The sequence below is a fragment of the Mycolicibacterium bacteremicum genome, from assembly GCF_002086115.1.
Lineage (GTDB): Bacteria > Actinomycetota > Actinomycetes > Mycobacteriales > Mycobacteriaceae > Mycobacterium > Mycobacterium bacteremicum.
The window spans coordinates 190,492-208,926 of sequence record NZ_MVHJ01000001.1 but is presented as its reverse complement, the minus strand read 5'-3'; the positions used below and the strand labels follow the sequence as shown (position 1 = coordinate 208,926).

Annotated in this window: 17 protein-coding genes; 5 read left to right on the top strand and 12 right to left on the bottom strand. The window is 69.2% G+C overall.

Features of this window, described 5'->3' with window-relative positions; all coding sequences use genetic code 11:
• Positions 1-4: 4 nt before the first annotated feature.
• From nadC to nadA, 3 genes are read right to left on the bottom strand one after another with little or no spacing between them, the layout of a single operon-like run.
• Positions 5-874 (bottom strand): carboxylating nicotinate-nucleotide diphosphorylase, encoded by an 870-nt coding sequence (nadC, locus tag BST17_RS00935; RefSeq protein WP_083054655.1) that lies wholly within the window; start codon positions 872-874, stop codon positions 5-7.
• A complete protein-coding gene (locus tag BST17_RS00930; protein WP_083054653.1) occupies positions 874-2,484 on the bottom strand; it encodes an L-aspartate oxidase in 1,611 nt (536 codons plus the stop codon). The genes nadC and BST17_RS00930 overlap by 1 nt, the downstream gene beginning before the upstream one ends.
• Positions 2,481-3,530, bottom strand: coding sequence for a quinolinate synthase NadA (nadA, locus tag BST17_RS00925; protein ID WP_083054651.1), 1,050 nt, complete (start codon positions 3,528-3,530; stop codon positions 2,481-2,483). Before nadA ends, BST17_RS00930 begins: the two co-directional genes overlap by 4 nt.
• A gap of 47 nt (positions 3,531-3,577) precedes the next feature.
• Here nadA and BST17_RS00920 point away from each other — a divergent pair, with 47 nt between their 5' ends.
• Together BST17_RS00920 and BST17_RS00915 are read left to right on the top strand one after the other, a co-directional pair.
• Positions 3,578-4,270, top strand: coding sequence for an NUDIX hydrolase (locus BST17_RS00920; RefSeq protein ID WP_083055234.1), 693 nt, complete (start codon positions 3,578-3,580; stop codon positions 4,268-4,270).
• 43 nt (positions 4,271-4,313) lie between these two features.
• Positions 4,314-5,663 (top strand): lipase family protein, encoded by a 1,350-nt coding sequence (locus BST17_RS00915; protein WP_083054649.1) that lies wholly within the window; start codon positions 4,314-4,316, stop codon positions 5,661-5,663.
• Here BST17_RS00915 and BST17_RS00910 read toward each other — a convergent pair whose 3' ends face one another.
• From BST17_RS00910 to bioB, 5 genes are all read right to left on the bottom strand, one after another.
• Complete coding sequence (locus tag BST17_RS00910) at positions 5,664-6,575, bottom strand: ATP-grasp fold amidoligase family protein (RefSeq protein ID WP_083054648.1); 912 nt, start codon at positions 6,573-6,575, stop codon at positions 5,664-5,666.
• A gap of 118 nt (positions 6,576-6,693) precedes the next feature.
• Positions 6,694-7,605, bottom strand: a complete 912-nt coding sequence (locus tag BST17_RS00905; protein WP_083054647.1) for an ATP-grasp fold amidoligase family protein — start codon at positions 7,603-7,605, stop codon at positions 6,694-6,696.
• Positions 7,606-7,707: 102 nt separating this feature from the next.
• A complete protein-coding gene (locus BST17_RS00900) occupies positions 7,708-8,385 on the bottom strand; it encodes a DUF2567 domain-containing protein (RefSeq protein WP_083054646.1) in 678 nt (225 codons plus the stop codon).
• Between the two features lie 2 nt (positions 8,386-8,387).
• Positions 8,388-8,636: a biotin synthase auxiliary protein BsaP gene (gene bsaP / locus BST17_RS00895; RefSeq protein ID WP_109749941.1), complete on the bottom strand. Its 249-nt coding sequence runs from the start codon at positions 8,634-8,636 to the stop codon at positions 8,388-8,390.
• A 25-nt stretch (positions 8,637-8,661) separates the two neighbouring features.
• On the bottom strand, positions 8,662-9,657 hold the full coding sequence (gene bioB / locus BST17_RS00890; protein ID WP_083054644.1) for a biotin synthase BioB: 996 nt from the start codon (positions 9,655-9,657) through the stop codon (positions 8,662-8,664).
• A 105-nt stretch (positions 9,658-9,762) separates the two neighbouring features.
• On the opposite strand from bioB, the gene BST17_RS00885 reads away from it, so the two are divergent.
• Complete coding sequence (locus tag BST17_RS00885) at positions 9,763-10,347, top strand: TetR family transcriptional regulator (RefSeq protein WP_083054642.1); 585 nt, start codon at positions 9,763-9,765, stop codon at positions 10,345-10,347.
• Here the strand turns inward: BST17_RS00885 and BST17_RS00880 are convergent.
• The 4 genes from BST17_RS00880 to BST17_RS00865 are packed head-to-tail and all read right to left on the bottom strand — an operon-like array spanning position 10,337 to position 14,028.
• On the bottom strand, positions 10,337-10,858 hold the full coding sequence (locus BST17_RS00880) for a 2'-5' RNA ligase family protein (RefSeq protein ID WP_083054640.1): 522 nt from the start codon (positions 10,856-10,858) through the stop codon (positions 10,337-10,339). The two genes, BST17_RS00885 and BST17_RS00880, sit on opposite strands and share 11 nt — an antisense overlap.
• Positions 10,859-10,860: 2 nt before the next feature.
• Positions 10,861-11,538: a dethiobiotin synthase gene (gene bioD / locus BST17_RS00875; RefSeq protein WP_083054638.1), complete on the bottom strand. Its 678-nt coding sequence runs from the start codon at positions 11,536-11,538 to the stop codon at positions 10,861-10,863.
• Positions 11,539-11,560: 22 nt separating this feature from the next.
• Positions 11,561-12,706, bottom strand: a complete 1,146-nt coding sequence (locus BST17_RS00870; protein WP_083054636.1) for an 8-amino-7-oxononanoate synthase — start codon at positions 12,704-12,706, stop codon at positions 11,561-11,563.
• A gap of 29 nt (positions 12,707-12,735) precedes the next feature.
• Positions 12,736-14,028 (bottom strand): adenosylmethionine--8-amino-7-oxononanoate transaminase, encoded by a 1,293-nt coding sequence (locus BST17_RS00865; protein WP_083054634.1) that lies wholly within the window; start codon positions 14,026-14,028, stop codon positions 12,736-12,738.
• Positions 14,029-14,120: 92 nt separating this feature from the next.
• On the opposite strand from BST17_RS00865, the gene BST17_RS00860 reads away from it, so the two are divergent.
• Together BST17_RS00860 and glgX are read left to right on the top strand one after the other, a co-directional pair.
• Positions 14,121-16,304: an acetyltransferase SucT gene (locus BST17_RS00860; protein WP_083054632.1), complete on the top strand. Its 2,184-nt coding sequence runs from the start codon at positions 14,121-14,123 to the stop codon at positions 16,302-16,304.
• A 1-nt stretch (position 16,305) separates the two neighbouring features.
• Positions 16,306-18,435 (top strand): glycogen debranching protein GlgX, encoded by a 2,130-nt coding sequence (glgX, locus tag BST17_RS00855; protein WP_083054630.1) that lies wholly within the window; start codon positions 16,306-16,308, stop codon positions 18,433-18,435.

The window sequence follows — 18,435 nt, the reverse complement described above, 5'->3', positions numbered from 1 at the left end:
GAGGCTAGGTGTCCAGGCCGATGTCGAGCACCCGCACCGAGTGGGTGAGCGCCCCGACCGCGAGGTAGTCGACGCCGGTGGCCGCATAGGCTGCGGCCGACTCCAGGGAGAGGCCACCGGAAGACTCCAACTTCGTCTCCGGTGACCGGGTGTCGCGGCGCTGCACCGCGATCTGGGTCTGCCACACCGGGAAGTTGTCCAGCAGGACGAGTTCGACACCGGCTCCGAGGATCTCGTCGAGTTGCTCCAGCGAGTCCACCTCCACCTCGCACTCGATATCCGGTGCCGCCGCCCGGACCGCGTTCAGCGCGGCCAGCACCGAACCCGCCGCTGCGACGTGGTTGTCCTTGATCAGGGCGGCGTCACCGAGGCCCATCCGGTGGTTGACGCCACCGCCGACCCGCACCGCGTACTTCTGCAGTGAGCGCATGCCGGGCAGGGTCTTACGGGTGTCGCGGATCTTCGCGCCGGTACCCTCCACCGCGTCCACCCAGCGGGCGGTGGCGGTGGCGATCCCGGACAGGTGACAGACCAGGTTCAGCATGGTGCGTTCGGCCGTCAGCAGCCCCTGCGCGGGTGCCCGCACCTGCAGCAGGGTGTGGCCGGCCTGCAGCCGGGTACCGTCGGCCAGCCGATCCAGCACGGTATAGCCGTCCTGGCCCAGCACCGCATCCAGCACCAGCAGCGCGAGATCGATACCGGCGGCGACGCCGTCTTCGCGGGTCGCCATCGAGGCGGTGATCACCGCGTCGGTCGGCACGGTTGCCAGGGTGGTGACATCCGGTCCGTACCGCAGGTCCTCCTCGAGCGCGCGCCCGATGAGCGCGCGGGCCTCGCCGAGTTCGGTCTCGGACAGCTCGGTCAATCCGTTCATCAGCTCACTCCCAGTGGTGCGACCACGATCGGGTCGCCGGATTCGTCGAGTCGGACGGTGAGGCTTTGTGCCTGTGCCGCATGGGTGTCGGGATGGTCGCCACGATGGTGACAACCGCGCGATTCGGTACGCGTCTGCGCGGCGGCCGCGACGGCGCGCGCGGTCAGCGTCAGCGCCGCGTTCTCGACCGTGACCCGGTCGGTCACCGGTCCTCGGACGGCACCGGCCAGCACGGCGGTCAGCCGGTCCAGACCGGCGGCGTCGCGGACGACCGACGCGTCGCGGCTCATCGCGTGCTGCAGGGTGGTGCGGTCGAGCATCGGCAGGCGCGGCGCGGCGTCGGGCACCGCGCGGACGGGTCCCGCCTGCCCGGCATGCTCGGCAGCCGCGCGGCCGGCCCGGCCACCGACGACCAGCCCCTCCAGCAGGCTGTTGGAGGCCAGCCGGTTCGCGCCGTGCATACCGGTGCGGGCCACCTCGCCGGCGGCGAACAGTCCCGCCAGCCCGGTGCGCCCGTGCACATCGGTGCTGACGCCTCCGCAGCTGTAGTGCGCGCCCGGCACCACCGGGATCGGTTGGCGCACCGGGTCGATGCCGGCGGCCCGGCAGGCGGCGGTGACGGTGGGAAAGCGGGCGGCCACGTCATCGATCCCGGTCGCGTCGAGGTACACGCAGCGGTCGCCGGTGGCACGCAGCCGGGCGTCGATCGCGGCCGCGACCACATCGCGCGGCGCGAGATCGCCCAGCGGGTGCACGCCCGCGGTCACCGCGTCGCCGCGCCGGTCGAGCAGGACCGCGCCCTCGCCGCGCAGCGCCTCGGTGATCAGGGGGCGCCGTCCCCCCGCCGGCCCGGTGTAGAGCATCGTCGGGTGGAACTGGACGAATTCGATATCGCTGACCGGCACCCCGGCCTGTAGCGCCAGGGCGACACCGTCGCCGGTCGATCCCTCCGGATTGGTGGTGGCCGCGTAGAGGTGGCCGAGTCCACCGGTGGCCAGGATGACCGACGGCGCATGCAGCAGGCCGGGTCCGGCGGCGCTGTGCACCAGCACCCCGGTGACCGCCTCGTCGTCGTGGCAGACTCGGATGGCGACGTGATTGTGTCTGATGTCCAACTGCGCCGCAGCATGATTCAGCGCACGCTGCACCTCGGCCCCGGTGGCGTCACCGCCGGCGTGGATGATGCGGCGCCGGGTGTGTCCGCCCTCGCGGGTCAGCGACCAGCGCCCGGGCCGGGACTCGTCGAAACGCGCTCCGTGCGCGACCAGCTCGGCGACCGCGGCGGACCCGTCGGCGATGATGGAGCCCACCGCCTCGGCATCGCAGAGCCCGCCACCGGCCGCCAGCGTGTCGGCGACGTGCGCCGCCACGGAATCATCGTTGTCCGGCAACACGACGGCGATGCCGCCCTGTGCGTAGAACGTCGCGGTCTCGGCGATCTTGCTGAGCACCACGACCTTCCGGCCCGCCCGCACCGCGGCCAGCGCGGCGACCAGTCCGGCCACCCCGGTGCCGATGACGACGACGTCAGCGCGTTGTTGCCAGAATCCGGCCCCACCGCATGAGCTGGTTCCCCGGGTCGCTGCGCTGCGACCCCCGGGGCCGGTCATTCCCCGCCGCCGGGCTGCCCGATCTCGATCATGCGCTGCACGCTGGCCTGGGCCAGCTCGGCGGTCGCTGAGTCGACATGCACCTCGTCGGCGCCCTCGACCAGGCAGCGCAGCAGCGCTGCCGGGGTGATCATCTTCATGTAGCCGCACGACGCCCGGTCGTTGACCGCCAGGAACTCGACTTCCGGTGCCGCCCTGCGCAGCTGGTGCAGCATGCCGACCTCGGTGGCCACCAGTACCTGACGGGCCGCGGTCTCGCGTGCGGCGTCGAGCATGCCGCCGGTGGACAGGATCTTCACCCGGTCCTCGGGCACCGCGCCCTCGCCGGCGAGATAGAGCGCCGAGGTGGCGCATCCGCACTCGGGATGGACGAACAGCTCGGCATCCGGGTGTGCGCGGGCCTGGTCGGCCAGCTCGTCGCCGTTGATACCGGCGTGCACATGGCATTCGCCGGCCCAGACGTGCAGGTTCTCACGGCCCGTGACGCGACGGACGTGTGCACCGAGGAACTGATCGGGGCAGAACAGCACCGTGCGGTCCGCGGGGATGGACGCCACCACCTCGACGGCGTTCGACGAGGTGCAGCAGATGTCGGTGAGCGCCTTGACCGCGGCGGTGGTGTTGACATACGAGACGACGACGGCATCGGGGAACTCGTCCTTCCAGGCCCGCAGCTCGTCGGCGGTGATCGAGTCGGCCAGCGAGCAGCCGGCCCGCTGATCGGGTATCAGCACCGTCTTGTCCGGACTGAGGATCTTGGCCGTCTCGGCCATGAAGTGCACCCCGCAGAACACGATGGTGTCCTCGGCGGCCTCCGCCGCGATGCGCGACAAGGCCAGCGAGTCGCCGACATGGTCGGCGACGTCCTGGATGGCCGGCAGCTGGTAGTTGTGTGCCAGCAGTGTCGCGTTGCGCAGATCGGCGAGTCGGCGCACCTCCGCGGCCCACTGCCCGTCGGGCACGATGCCGCTGTAGCCACCGGGGCCGTCGACGATGCGTGAAGCCAGCACGCTGCTGGGTGCGCCGGTGCGATCCAGGACCGTCATGGCAGTCTCCTTTTGCCTACCGAGGTTTTCGACTTATGATCGAAAACATGGCTCATCGTAGCACCGAACACGAGGTACTCGCCGTCGTGCTCCAGGTTCGCCGGCTCGACACGAAGAATCCGCAGCTCAGCGTGCTGTTGTGGGAACGCGCGATGGACCCCGAACGGGGTGCATGGTCACTACCGGGCGGCCGGCTACGGCACGACGAGGACATGTTCAGTTCAGTGCGGCGTCAGCTCGCCGAGAAGGTCGACCTGCGGGAACTGACCCATCTGGAGCAGCTCGCCGTGTTCTCCGACCCCACCCGGGTCCCGGGCGCGCGCACCATCGCCTCCACCTTCCTGGGCTTGGTACCCTCCCCCGCGACCCCGGCCCTGCCGCCCGACACGCGTTGGCACCCGGTCTCGGCGCTGCCGCCGATGGCCTTCGACCACGGCACCATGGTCGAGAACGCGTGCGCCCGACTGGTTGCCAAGCTGTCCTATACCAACATCGGATTCGCGCTGGCACCAAGGGAATTCGCACTGTCGACGCTGCGGGACATCTACAGCGCAGCACTCGGCCACCCGGTCGACGCGACGAACCTGCAGCGAGTGCTGGAACGACGCCACGTCATCACCAGGACGGGGACGACGGCGCGGTCGGGCCGTAGCGGTGGACGTCCCGCGGCGCTGTACCGGTTCACCGAGGACAGGTATCGAGTGACCGACGAATTCGCAGCATTGCGGCCACCGGGGTGATTCGGACTGGATTCTTAGACCCTTCTTAAGCAACAATGCCCGGATGGACTTTGGCAGCTCCGCCGTATCGGATGCCGAGTGGATCGGCGCCGTCCCGCACGAGGCACTCGATCGCGCCGCGCGCCCACAGCTGCCCAAGGACGACCCCTTCTACGTCGCGCCGGAGGGTTTTCGGCACGCCACCCCGGGCACCGTGCTGCGCAGCCGCGACGTCGAGTTGGCCTTCCTCGGTCTGATCCCCCAGCAGATTCGGGCCGTCCAACTGCTCTACCGGACCACCGATATGAACGATCGGCCCGAGGTCGCCGCCACCACCGTGGTGATGCCCGCTGAGCGCGGCCCCGAACACGTCTGTCCGCTGGTCTCCTATCAGTGCGCCATCGACGCGATCTCCTCGAGGTGCTTCCCGTCGTATGCGCTGCGTAGGCACGCGGTGGCGCCCGGCTCGGTGCCGCAGTTCGAGATGCTGCTGATCGCCGCGGCCGTGGCCGAGGGCTGGGCGGTGTCGGTGCCCGACCACGAGGGCGTCAACGGCACCTGGGGCACCCCGCTCGAACCGGGCTACCGCATCCTCGACGGGTTGCGCGCGGCGCTGAGCTCCGAGCAGCTCACGCTGTCCGCGCAGGCCCCGATCGGGCTCTGGGGCTATTCGGGTGGCGGGCTGGCCAGCGCCTGGGCCGCGGAAATGAGCGGCAGCTACGCCCCGGAGCTCAACATCGTGGGCGCGGTCCTCGGTTCACCCGTGGGCGATCTGGGCCGCACCTTCCGCAAGCTCAACGGCACGTTCGCCTCGGCGCTACCGGCGCTCGTCGTCGCCGCGCTGGCCGATGTGTATCCCGGACTGCAGAAGATCATCGCCGAGCACGCCAGCGAACACGGTCGCGCGCTGCTGGACCGGCTGCACCACATGACCACGGTCGAGGCGATCGTGCGGCTGTGGCGTACCGACATGGGCGACATGCTCGACCAGCCTCTGGAGCAGATCCTGTCCACGCCCGAGGTGCAGCATGTGTTCGCCGACATCAAACTCGGGGCGGCGGTGCCGACCCCGCCGGTGCTGATCATCCAGGCCGTCCACGACGAGATCATCTCCGTCGACGGTATCGACGAACTCGCCGACACCTATGCATCCGGTGGCGCGCACGTGACGTATCACCGCGACATGTTCAGCGAACATCTGCTGCTGCACCCGATGTCGGCGCCGATGGCGCTGCGCTGGCTGTCCGACCGGTTCGCCGACCGCCCGCTGGGTGCGAATCTGGCCCGTACGAAGTGGCCGACGCTGTTCAACCCGTCCACCTACCGCGGGATGGCACGGCTGGCGGTCATCACCGCAAAGGTGTTGACCGGCAGGACACTTCACCGGCTGCCGCTGTCGGTGCTGGACCGCTGATCAGGGCCGACCGGGGCGAACGTCGGCCACCGTCGGCAGCGTCCAGTGCCGCCCCAGCTCCCGGTCGAAGGCCTCGGGCTTGAAGCGGTACAGGCCGCCGCCCGGATACGGGGTGTACTCGCCGAACCAGACCTCACCGTCGACGGCATACAGGTCGATCCGGATGAAATCCCAATCCGCACCCAGCACGCGCGCGATGTGGAGCATCTTGTCCAGTTCGGCGGGCCGCGGTTCGTCGGCCACCGCAAGCTTGGTCCACCGGACCGGATGCCTGCGCCAGTCGGCGTCGAGAAATGTCACCGTCGGATTTCGGCCGAACCGGTCCCGGTTGACCTGGATCATCTCCACCCGCCCGGCGAACACGAAGAATTTGTAGTCCACCGGCGGCGAGCCGTCGGGCGTCGGGATGCGTTCCTCGAGCAGCAGGCCGGAACCGGACACCCCGTAACCCCACTCGCCCATCTCCGCGGGCGTCTCGTCGTACCAGCTCCGGGTCTGTGCGCGCAGCTCCGCGAGGTCATGCCGCGGGTCGGGACCGAACAGCGCCCGGCCGCTGCTGGCGTTCGGTTTGAGCACCCACGGCGGCAAGGCGTCCAGGTCCGGGGCGTCGCGCAGGTCGGTGCCCGACCAGTAGGTGTCCGGAATCCGCAGATCGCCATCCGGATACGCGGCGCGGGCCATCTGCTTCATGCGGGTCTTGTCGCAGGCCGCCGCGATCCGGTCCCGCCGGTCGTTGAAGATCCGCCAGTTCACCTTCTCGTTGAAGGTCCTGGGGTTCCGGAAATGACCGCGGCGGCCCATCATCGCGAAGAACAGCGCGTGGCGCAGCACCGGGATCGGGATCGCCGAGACGACCATCCGCCGCGGCGCCGACAACGCCGCCGGGGTATCGCGGTGCGTAAGTGCAGGCATGTCTACCCCCGGGACGTCGAGCGCAGCGCGCGGAATGCGCTGACACCGACTCTGAGGCTAGATCACCCAGCGTGTTACAGGCGGATAACCAAGATGATAAGTTGCTGGAAATTCAGCGTCAGGGCCGGCCGAGCGCGACGTCTTCCTTGCTCGGCAGCTGCCAGTGCAGACCCTGCTCCAGATCGAAGGTCATCGGCTTGTAGCGCAGCAGGCCGCTGCCCGGGTACGGGGTGTACTCGCCGAACCAGACCTCACCGTCGACGGCATACAGGTCGATCCGGATGAAATCCCAGTCCGCGCCCAGCACCCGGGCGATGTCGAGCATCTTGTCCAGTTCCAGCGGGCGGGGCTCGTCACCGGTCTGCTGGATACGCCAGCGCACCGGTAACCGGCGCCAGTCGGCGTCCAGGAACGTGGTGGTCTGATGCTTGGCGAACCGGCCCCGATTCACCTGGATCAGTTCCACGCGGCCGTTGAACACGAAGAACTTGTAGTCCACCGGGGCCGATCCGTCCGGGGTCGGAATTCGCTCTTCGAGCAGCAGCTGCGGCCGTGCGGCGCTGTACCCCCACTCGCCCAGTTCCAGTGGCGTCTCCTGGAACCAGGTCCTGGTCCGGGCCTGCAACTCGGTCAGGTCCAGACCGGGGTCCGGGCCGAACACCGCCCGGCCGCTGCTGGCATTCGGCTTGAGCACCCACGGCGGCAGCGAGTTCAGGTCGGGGGCGTCGCGCAGGTCGGTGCCCGACCAGTACGTCGCGGGGATCCGCAGATCATCCCCGGGATAGGCCTCCCGGGCCATCTCCTTCATCCACATCTTGTCGCAGGCCCGCACGATCCGGTCGCGACGGTCGTTGAAGATCCGCCAGTTCACCTTCTCGTTGAAGGTGCTCGGCTCGGTGAAGTTGCCCCGCTTGCGGATCATCATCAGATACAACGCCTTGCGCATCGTCAGAACCGGCAGCTTGTCGACCATCCGGCGGCGGGAGGCCTGCAGCCACGTGGGCGTCGGGACGTATTCGAGAAACGGCATGGCGCACTTCCGTAGAGGAGTTGACTATTGACGCAAACCACAATTTGCTGACATGTGGTAGCGCGCCCGACAACTTACCTGCCCGCGTGACGCCTGTGGGGTCTACGTTTGCGAGATCTGCTGCGGCCCGGGCGGCTGTTGATCCGCCGCCGCGCCGGCCGGTGTGACGGGCACCGGCACCGGCGGGTACACCCCGCCGTGCTGCACGGGCGGCCAGGCACCCAGGTCGTCACGCGAGGCCGACACCGCCATCAGGGCGTAGGTCATGGCCGCCACCGCGGCCGGCAGCAGGATCGTGGCGGCGATCATGAACGGTCCGTGCCCGAAGAAGACCGCGGGCGCCTCGTTGACGTAGTACACCCGGTCGGCCTCGCTGACCGGTGCGGTGTCGATGTCGATGACCCCGTAGCGCCAGCGCACCAACACCGCGCCGACACCGGCGGCGACAGCGGTCGCCCCGGCGGCGCCGGCCGCCAGCCCGGCCAGCAGCACCGGCCCGCGATGCGCGCGCCACTGCCAGGCCACCACGGCGGCCACCACCGCGATCACGCCGAGGAATCCCACCAGCAGGAAGGCCCCGAGGAACAACTGGTCGGAATCATTACCGAGGTAGGCGCGCACCCGGTCGCCGGCGCGGGTCAGCGCGACGATGCCCTGCGCGGGCGGGGCCAGCCACGCCCACAGGGCGCCGGCGGGAACACCGGCGACCAGGACGCAGGCGAACACCCGCAACGCCGCGCCGGTTCGTGAGATGGTCGGTGCCGCAGTCGGATTCGTCATCGTCACCGGCGGGTGTCCAGGTCGGTCGAGTCCACCTGGCCGTGCCGCGAGCACTTCGCCCACCACCCGGTGGGCCGCACCTGCACGATCATCCGGCGACCGCACCCGGCGCAGAACCGGGGTGGTTCCAGACCGAGTTCGGCGGCGGTCGGGATGACCGTGCCCGCGGCGGCACCCAGTTCGGCACCGGTGTAGACGTTGTAGACGCCGGCGCCGACGGGTGCGGGCAGGGCCGGGGATTCGTCGATCATCACACTGTCAGTCTTGCAGCCCGCGTCACAGCGTCGCGTTGAGCGCCTTGATCGGCATCTGCAGATCGTCGAGCAGTTCCAGGTCGGCCTCGGCCGGGCGGCCCAGCGTGGTGAGGTAGTTGCCCACGATCACCGCGTTGATCCCGCCGAGGATGCCCTGCTTGGCACCCAGGTCGCCGAGGGTGATCTCGCGACCGCCGGCGAAGCGCAGCATGGTTCGTGGCAGCGCCAGCCGGAACGCGGCCACCGCCCTGAGCGCCTCGGCGGCCGGCAGCACCTCCAGGTCGCCGAACGGGGTGCCCGGACGCGGGTTGAGGAAGTTCAGCGGTACCTCGTGCGGGTTGAGCTCGGCCAGGTTGGCGGCGAACTCGGCGCGCTGCTCCAGCGTCTCCCCCATGCCCAGGATGCCGCCGCAGCAGACCTCCATGCCGGCCTCACGGACCATGCGCAGGGTGTCCCACCGCTCTTCCCAGGTGTGGGTGGTCACCACATTGGTGAAGAAGGATCGGGCGGTTTCCAGGTTGTGGTTGTAGCGGTGCACGCCCATGCCCGCCAGCCGGTCCACCTGCTCCTGGTCGAGCATGCCCAGCGAGCAGGCGATCTGGATGTCGACCTCATTGCGGATGGCCTCGATGCCGGCGGCCACCTGCGCCAGCAACCGCTCGTCGGGTCCGCGGACCGCGGCGACGATGCAGAACTCGGTGGCACCGGTCTTGGCGGTCTGCTTGGCGGCCTCCACAAGACTGGGGATGTCCAGCCAGGCGCTGCGCACCGGTGAAGCGAAAAGCCCGGACTGCGAACAGAAGTGGCAGTCCTCGGGGCAGCCGCCGGTCTTGAGGCTGATGATGCCCTCGACCTCGACGTCCGGGCCGCACCATTTCATCCGCACCTCGTGCGCCAGCTCCAGCAGCGCGTCGAGTTGATCATCGGGGGTTTGCAACACCTGCAGCGTCTGGTCCTGATCGAGGCCGACCCCGCGCTCGAGTACCTGTTCGCGTGCCACTGCCAGAATGTCGGTCACCAGAGATCCTCCGTCTTGAACCTGTCGGCGAGCGGGTGGAATCCGTGGCGGCCGACCTGTTGAACACTGTTCAGGCTTGAACGGTGTTCAGGTTAAGGTAATGACGTGCAGCTCCACAAATGGGATGTCGTCGACGCGGCGGTGTCGCTGCTCGACAACTTCGGGATCGCCGACCTGACCATGCGCCGGCTCGCGCGTGAGCTCTCCGTCAGCCCGGGGGCGCTGTACTGGCATTTCGCCAACAAACAGGAACTCCTCGGCGCGGTGGCCGACCGGATCCTGCAGCCCGCGCTGGACGCGCCGACGGCCGACGGCTGGCAGCAGCAGCTCACGGCGGTCTGCGGCCGGTTGCGCGACGCGCTGCTGTCGCATACCGACGGGGCCGAACTGGTGTCGGCGAGCTTCGCCGCCGGCCAGTCCGAGGCCATGACGCAGATCGTGGCCGGGCTGAGCGCCGCGGCCACCGACGCCGGTGTGGCGGGCCGGCACAGCGAGCTCGCGGCCCGCACCGTCGTCTACTACGTGCTGGGGTTCACCGTCGACGAGCAATCCCGGTTGCAGTGGGACGCCGCGGGTGCCGAGCTCCCCGAGAGCCAGTCCGCACTGGCCGGTGACGGCGGCCAGCGCTTCGCCTTCGGACTGACGTTGTTGGTCGACGGGATGGCTGCGTACGACTCCGTCATCCGCTGATCGCGTGGTCGACCCGAGCGTTGCCGTCCCAGTGCCGCAGGCCGGCGAAACCGCCGTCGATCTCCGCACCGGCCGCGATGGCCAGCACGTCGGCGACCTGTTCGGCGCGCACCCGACGGGCCACCGTCACGTGTGCCGTCCACTGCCCGGGTTCGGTGTGGTGCAGCGCGCCGGAGGGCATGTGCGGCAAGCAGATCCGATGCACGTCGGCGTGCACGGCGAGTAGTTCGGCCGACGGGACGACCAACCGCGCCACCGTGTAGCGACCGTGCCCGAACACCACCGGCGCGCCGAGGCGGCACGGCAACGGCAGCTTCGGCAGCATCGAGACCAGCTCGGCGTCGGCCGCACCCGAGATCTCCTCGGCGACGGTCAGCGTGGTGTGCGGCCGGTTGCTGGCCCCGGTGTGGTTGGCCTGGCTGGGCAGGTCGGCATCCTGCAGCGCGGTCCAGATCCGGCGCACCGCGGCATCGCCTGCCTCATCGAGGGTCAACTCCACCGAATGGACCACCGCTACCCCAGCCCCGCGACCCAGGCGGGATCGAAGGCCTGGGCGCTGACCGTCTCGAACTCCTGCGGGGTGGCAGCACCCGCGCCGGCCGGCAACACCGCCCGGATGTGCCCCAGGTCCGCCAGGGCGGCCCGGTTGCCCTGTTCGGCGATCCCGGGCTGCGGGGGCCACGACCCGATGACCAGACCGGCGCTCTCCAGCCCCTGTCCGGCAAGCGATTCCAGCGTCAACGCGGTGTGGTTGAGGGTGCCCAGACCGGGTCCGACCACCACCAGCACCGGCGCCGACAATGCCGCGGCCAGATCCCGCAGCGTCACACCGTCGACGCCGAGTTCGACCAGCAGACCGCCGGCACCCTCCACGATGGTCAACCGCCCCGGCGCGTCGGCGGCGCGCACGGCGTCGAGCAACTCGTCCCGGGTGGGTAGGGCCGATCCGGCGCGGGTTGCCGCCGCGACCGGGGCGAGCGGCTCCGGATAGCGCCACCCGCCGTGCAGCGCGGCGACTCCGGCGAGCCGACCGACTTCGCGCAGATCATCGTCGCCGTCCCGGGTGCCGGTCTGCACCGGCTTGCACACCGCCACGTCCACGCCGGCCAGCCGCGCGGCGCAGGCCAGCGCTGCCGTCGTCACCGTCTTGCCGACACCGGTGTCGGTGCCGGTGACCATCAGGATCGTCATGCTGTTTCCCCGCAGGCCCCGCTCATCTCGAGAGACCGAGCACCTCGGTCAGCACAGCCCGCGCCAACGCCATCTCCTCGGTGGTCAGCGCGGCCCGGGCCGTCAGCCGCAGCCGCGAGGTCCCGGCCGGCACCGTCGGCGGGCGGAAACACCCGACCCGCACCCCGCGCTCCAGGCACGCCGCCGCCGCGGCGACGGAGACTTCCGGGTCCCCGAGGATCACCGAGACCACCGCCGAGGTCGGTTGTTCGGCGACATCGCAGATCTCGGCCAGCTCGGCGGCCCTGGCCAGCACCGTCGCCGCGAGCTGCGGCTGCTCGATCAGCACCCGCAGCGCGGCCAATGCCGAACCCACCGCGGCCGGGGCCAGGCCGGTATCGAAGATGAACGGGCGCGCGGTGTCGATCAGGTGGGCCCGCACCGCGGCCGGCCCGAGCACCACACCGCCCTGGCTGCCGAGCGCCTTGGACAGCGTCGTCGTCATCACCACATCGGGTGCACCGGCCAGCCCCACCTCGTGCAGCAGACCCTGCCCGCCGGCGCTGCGCACCCCGAGACCGTGCGCCTCGTCGACGACCAGCAGCGCCCCGAACGTCCGGCACACCTCGTGCAGTTCGCGCAGCGGCGCTAACACCCCATCGGTGCTGAACACCGATTCGGTGACCACGACGGCGCGTTCCTCCGATCGGGTCGACAGCACATCGGCCACCGCCGCGATGTCGCGGTGCGCGGTCACCGCCACGCGCGCCCGGGACAAGCGGCAGGCATCGACGATCGAGGCGTGGGTCAGCGCGTCGGAGACCAGCAGCGTGCCCGGGCCGGTCAACGAGACCAGCGCACCGATGTTGGCCGTGTACCCCGAGGAGAACACCAGGGCCGACTCGAAACCGACGAACGCGGCCAGCGCATCCTCGAACTCCTCGTGCAGCTCGGTATTGCCGGTGACCAGGCGTGATCCCCCGGCGCCGGCACCCCAGGTACGCAGCGCCTCGACCCCGCCGGCCAGCACATCCGGGTGCTGAGACAGCCCGAGGTAATCGTTGGAGGCCAGGTCGAGTTCGGTGCCGACGGGCGGGCGGACCCGCAGCGAGCGGCGCAACCCTTGCGCGCGGCGGCGCTCCTCGACGCCGGCGAGCCAGGCCAGCGGGGACAGACCGGTGCGTGTCAATGGACGTCCTTTCGACACTTGAACACCGTTCAGGTTAATGCACGCGCCACCGCGACCATGCCGGCACCGATCTGATCGACCTCGGCGGGCGTACAGATGAACGGCGGCATGGCGTAGACCAACCGGCCGAAGGGCCGCAGCCAGAGTCCGTGTGCCAGCGCCGTCTCGGTGGCGACCGCCATGTCGACCGGCGCGACCATCTCGATGACACCGATGGCGCCCAGCACCCGGACATCGGCGACCGACGCCAAGCCGCGGGCCGGCTCCAGGCCGGCCCGCAGGCCCGCCTCGATCCCGCCGACCGCGGCGCGCCAGTCGCCCTCGAGAAGCAGTTCGACCGCGGCCACCGACACCGCGCAGGCCAGGGCGTTGGCCATGAAGGTCGGCCCGTGCATCAGGGCCCCGGGGTCGCCGGTGCTGATGGTCCGCGCGATATCGGCGGTGCACAGCGTGGCCGCCAAGGTGACATAGCCACCGGTGAGCGCCTTGCCCACACACATGATGTCCGGGCTGACGCCGGCATGGTCGGCGGCGAACAACTCGCCGGTGCGACCGAATCCGGTGGCGATCTCGTCGAAGATCAGCAGCACGCCGTGCGCATCGCAGATCCGGCGCAGCTCGACCAGATAACGCGGATCGTGGAAGCGCATGCCACCGGCACCCTGCACCACCGGCTCGACGATCACCGCGGCCAGCTCGTCGGCATGCTCGACCAGCTGCGCCTCGAATGCCGCGACGTACGCCGGGTCGAACGGGCCGGGCACCTGCGGCGCGAACACCTGGCGCACCAGCACATCGCTCCAGATCGCGTGCATCCCGCCGTCCGGATCACACACGCTCATCGGCGTGAAGGTGTCGCCGTGGTAGCCGCCGCGCCAGGTCATCAGCCGGTGTTTGGCGGGCCGGCCGCGGCTGCGCCAGTACTGCAGGGCCATCTTGGCGGCCACCTCCACCGACACCGACCCGGAGTCGCTGTAGAAGACGGTCTCCAACCCGGGGGGCGTGATGTCGACGAGCAGCCGGGCCAGTCGGGCGGCCGGCTCGTGGGTGAGTCCACCGAACATGACGTGGTTCATGGTGGCCAGCTGCGCGGACATGGCGGCGTCGAGCCGAGGGTGGCCGTGCCCGTGCACGGCGGTCCACCACGAGCTCATCGCGTCCAGTGCGTCGATCCGGCGGCCGCGGTGATCGAGCTCGAGCCAGGCGCCGCGCGCGGCGGTCGCCACCACCGGCGCGAGCGCGCCGGGGCCGATGGTGCTGTAGGGGTGCCAGATGTGCGCGGTATCGATCGCACTGATCTCGGCCGGCGTCAACGCGGGCATGGGTCCGGACACTATCGCCTCGCCCGGTCGCTGTGACGCCACGCCCGTGGCCTGAGGCACCCAGGATAATTGGGTAGATTGACTCCCCGACCATGATGACCCTCGCTCCAGCCCGACCTGCGGCACGCACCGGTTCGGATGCCGGGCCCGCACGGCCCGCCGGCACCGGAACCGGAACCCGCGCCTCGGGCTTCTACCGGCATGACCTCGACGGACTCCGCGGTGTGGCCATCGCGCTCGTCGCGGTGTTCCATGTCTGGTTCGGGCGGGTCTCCGGCGGCGTCGACGTCTTCCTGGCGCTGTCGGGCTTCTTCTTCGGCGGCCGGTTGCTGCGCTCGGCGCTCGACGAGGCCACGGCGATCCGGCCGGTGTCGGAGGTCGTCCGGCTGGTGCGACGGCTGCTGCCCGCGCTGATCGTGGTGCTCGCCGCCGCGGCCGTGCTGACCATCCTCATCCAGCCCGAAACCCGCTGGGAGACGTTCGCCGACCAGAGCCTGGCAAGCCTGGGCTACTACCAGAACTGGGAATTGGCCAACACCGCTGCCGACTATCTGCGGGCCGGTGAGACCGTCAGCCCGCTGCAGCACATCTGGTCGATGTCGGTGCAGGGCCAGTTCTACATCGCCTTCCTGATCCTGATCTTGGCGTTGGCCTACCTGCTACGCGGCCGTCTGGGCCGGCACCTGCGGACGGTGTTCGTGGTCGTGCTGGTCGGCGTGACCGTCGCCTCCTTCGTCTACGCGATCATCGCGCACAACACCGATCAGGCCGTGGCCTACTACAACAGCTTCGCCCGGGCGTGGGAGTTGACGCTCGGTGCGCTGGTGGGCGCTCTGGTGCCCTACGTGCGTTGGCCGATGTGGTTGCGCACCGTCGTCGCCACCATCGCGCTGGCCGCCATCCTGGCGTGCGGTTGGCTGATCGACGGTGTGCGCGAGTTCCCCGGCCCGTGGACGCTGGTCCCGGTCGGCGCGACCATGCTGTTCATCCTGTCAGCGGCCAACCGCGCTGCCGACCCGCGGTCGGACGGCAAACTCCCGCTGCCGAACCGGGTGCTGGCGACGCGCCCGTTCGTGTGGCTGGGCTCGATCGCCTACTCCCTGTACCTGTGGCACTGGCCGTTGCTCATCTTCTGGCTCGCCTACAGCGGCAAGGAACACGTCGATTTCGTCGACGGCGCGGTGGTGCTGCTGATCTCCGGTGTGCTGGCGTGGCTGACGATGCGCTTCGTCGAGACCCCGTTGCGGTACCGGGCGCCGGCCCGGTCGAGCGCGACGGCGACGGTGATCCCGTGGCGACAGCGGTTACGCCGCCCGACCATCGTGCTGGGCTCGATCGTCACCCTGCTCGGCGTCACCCTGACCGCCACGTCGTTCACCTGGCGCGAGCACGTCACCGTCGAACGGGCCAGCGGCAAGGAGCTCTCCGGGCTCTCGGCACGTGACTATCCCGGGGCACGGGCGTTGATCAACAACGCCAAGGTGCCCAAGCTCCCCATGCGCCCGACGGTGCTGGAGGCCAAGAACGACATCCCGGAATCCACCCCGGCAGGCTGCATCAGCGATTTCGACAACGTGGATGTCATCAACTGCACCTATGGCGACGCCGCGGCCCAGCGCACCATCGCGCTGGCCGGTGGGTCGCACGCCGAGCACTGGATCACCGCGCTGGATCTGCTGGGCCGGTTGCACAATTTCAAGGTGGTCACCTACCTGAAGATGGGCTGCCCCTTGACCACCGAGCAGAAACCACTCGTGATGGGCGACAACCGCCCCTACCCGAAATGCCGGGAGTGGAACGAGAAGGTGATGCCCGAACTACTGGCCGACAAGCCCGATTTCGTGTTCACCACGTCCACCCGGCCGTGGAACATCAAACCCGGTGATGTCATGCCGAGCCAGTATCTCGGTATCTGGCAAGCCTTCTCGGATGCCGGTATCGACGTGCTGGCGATGCGCGACACCCCGTGGCTGGTCCGCAACAACAAGCCGTATTTCCCGGCCGACTGCCTGGCCGGCGGCGGCGACGCCATCTCCTGCGGCATCAAGCGCGCTGCGGTACTGTCCGACCACAACCCCACCCTGGACTATGTGGAACGGTTCCCCAACCTGAAGCCGCTCGATATGACCGACGCCGTGTGCCGACCGGACTTCTGCCGAGTAGTGGAGGGAAATGTGTTGATGTATCACGACTCTCACCACCTCTCGACGACATACGTGCGAACCATGACGAACGAACTCGGCCGTCAGCTCGCAGCGGCGACCGGCTGGTGGTGAGATGGTCACCACGGTCTGGCCGGGCACGCCGTACCCGCTGGGCGCCACCTATGACGGTGCCGGCACCAACTTCTCGTTGTTCTCCGAGGTGGCCACCCAGGTCGATCTCTGCCTGATCGCCAAGGACGGTACCGAACAACGTATCCCGCTCGACGAGGTGGACGGTTACGTCTGGCACGCCTACCTGCCGACGGTGAGCCCCGGACAGCGCTACGGATTCCGCGTGCACGGGCCATGGGACCCGACGGCCGGTCACCGGTGCGATCCGAGCAAGCTGCTGCTCGACCCGTACGGCAAGTCCTTCCACGGCGGCTTCACCTTCAGCCAGGCGCTGTTCTCCTACGATCTGGAGTCCGAACACCCCGCGGTTACTCCGGCCGACCCGGCGGTGGACTCGTTGGGCCAGACGATGGCCAGTGTCGTGATCAACCCGTTCTTCGACTGGGGTTCCGACCGCGCGCCGAAGACCCCGTATCACGAGACGGTGATCTATGAGGCGCACGTCAAGGGCATGACCCAGCAGCACCCCGACATCCCCGAGGAGCTGCGCGGTACCTACGCCGGATTGGCCCATCCGGTGATCATCGAACACCTCAAGTCGCTCAACGTCACCGCCATCGAGCTGATGCCGGTGCACCAGTTCCTGCACGACCACCGGCTGCTGGATCTGGGGCTACGAAATTACTGGGGGTACAACACCTTCGGCTTCTTCGCACCCCACTCGGAGTACGCCGCCAACCGCCACGCCGGCGGCGCGGTCGCCGAGTTCAAGGCAATGGTCCGCGCCTTCCACGCGGCCGGTATCGAGGTGATCCTCGACGTGGTCTACAACCACACCGCGGAGGGCAACCATCTGGGGCCGACCCTGAACTTCCGCGGCATCGACAATGCCGCCTACTACCGGCTGCTCGACGGCGAGGAACAGTTCTACAAGGACTTCACCGGCACCGGCAACAGCCTCAACGCGCGGCATCCGCACACCCTGCAGCTCATCATGGACTCACTGCGCTACTGGGTGCTGGAGATGCACGTCGACGGCTTCCGGTTCGATCTCGCCTCCACCCTGGCCCGTGAGTTCTACGATGTCGACCGGCTGAGCGCATTCTTCGATCTGGTGCAGCAGGACCCGGTGATCAGCCAGGTCAAGCTGATCGCCGAGCCCTGGGATGTCGGCGAGGGCGGATATCAGGTCGGCAACTTCCCCGGCCTGTGGACCGAGTGGAACGGCAAGTACCGCGACACCGTGCGCGACTACTGGCGGGGCGAGCCGGCCACCCTCGGCGAGTTCGCCTCCCGGCTCACCGGGTCCTCGGATCTCTACGAACACACCGGGCGACGCCCCGGTGCCAGCATCAACTTCGTGACCTGCCACGACGGCTTCACCCTCGCCGACCTCGTGTCCTACAACGAGAAGCACAACGAGGCCAACGGTGAGGACAACCGGGACGGCGAGAGCCACAACCGGTCCTGGAACTGCGGGGTCGAGGGCCCCACCGACGACCCGGACATCCTCGAACTGCGGGCCCGCCAGATGCGCAACATGATCGCCACCCTGATGGTGTCCCAGGGCACCCCGATGATCAGCCACGGTGACGAGATCGGGCGGACCCAGGGTGGGAACAACAACGCCTATTGCCAGGATTCGCCGGTCGCCTGGGTGGACTGGTCGAAGCTGGCCGACAACGCCGCGCTGCTGGAGTTCACCCGCAAGGCGGTGGCGCTGCGCACGAAGCATCCGGTGTTCCGCCGCCGGCGGTTCCTGGCCGGCAATCCGATCCGCAGCGGCGAGCAGGAACGCGATATCGCCTGGCTGACTCCGGCGGGGGCCGAGATGACCCCGGAGGACTGGGGTTCTGGTTTCGGCAAGAGCATTGCGGTGTTCCTCAATGGTGACGCGATCCCGGAACCGAACGCGCGCGGTGAGCGGGTCCGCGACGATTCGTTTCTGCTGTGCTTCAACGCACACGACGAACCGCTGGATTTCGTGTTGCCCTCCGATGATTACGCCGAAAAGTGGGTAACCGCGTTGGACACCGGCGAACCCGCCGGTGCCGAAGAGGTGACCACATCTGCGGGCGAGAAGATCTGCCTGCAGCCGCGCTCGCTTCGGGTGCTCAAGAAAACGACCTAG

Coding starts and splice junctions, on each gene's coding strand:
- nadC (WP_083054655.1), bottom strand. CDS start 874: ATGAACGGATTGACCGAGCTGTCCGAGACCGAACTCGGCGAGGCCCGC.
- BST17_RS00910 (WP_083054648.1), bottom strand. CDS start 6,575: ATGCCTGCACTTACGCACCGCGATACCCCGGCGGCGTTGTCGGCGCCG.
- BST17_RS00920 (WP_083055234.1), top strand. CDS start 3,578: ATGGCTCATCGTAGCACCGAACACGAGGTACTCGCCGTCGTGCTCCAG.
- bioD (WP_083054638.1), bottom strand. CDS start 11,538: ATGACGATCCTGATGGTCACCGGCACCGACACCGGTGTCGGCAAGACG.
- BST17_RS00915 (WP_083054649.1), top strand. CDS start 4,314: ATGGACTTTGGCAGCTCCGCCGTATCGGATGCCGAGTGGATCGGCGCC.
- BST17_RS00930 (WP_083054653.1), bottom strand. CDS start 2,484: ATGACCGGCCCCGGGGGTCGCAGCGCAGCGACCCGGGGAACCAGCTCA.
- nadA (WP_083054651.1), bottom strand. CDS start 3,530: ATGACGGTCCTGGATCGCACCGGCGCACCCAGCAGCGTGCTGGCTTCA.
- BST17_RS00905 (WP_083054647.1), bottom strand. CDS start 7,605: ATGCCGTTTCTCGAATACGTCCCGACGCCCACGTGGCTGCAGGCCTCC.
- glgX (WP_083054630.1), top strand. CDS start 16,306: ATGGTCACCACGGTCTGGCCGGGCACGCCGTACCCGCTGGGCGCCACC.
- BST17_RS00860 (WP_083054632.1), top strand. CDS start 14,121: ATGATGACCCTCGCTCCAGCCCGACCTGCGGCACGCACCGGTTCGGAT.
- BST17_RS00865 (WP_083054634.1), bottom strand. CDS start 14,028: ATGCCCGCGTTGACGCCGGCCGAGATCAGTGCGATCGATACCGCGCAC.
- bsaP (WP_109749941.1), bottom strand. CDS start 8,636: ATGATCGACGAATCCCCGGCCCTGCCCGCACCCGTCGGCGCCGGCGTC.
- BST17_RS00900 (WP_083054646.1), bottom strand. CDS start 8,385: ATGACGAATCCGACTGCGGCACCGACCATCTCACGAACCGGCGCGGCG.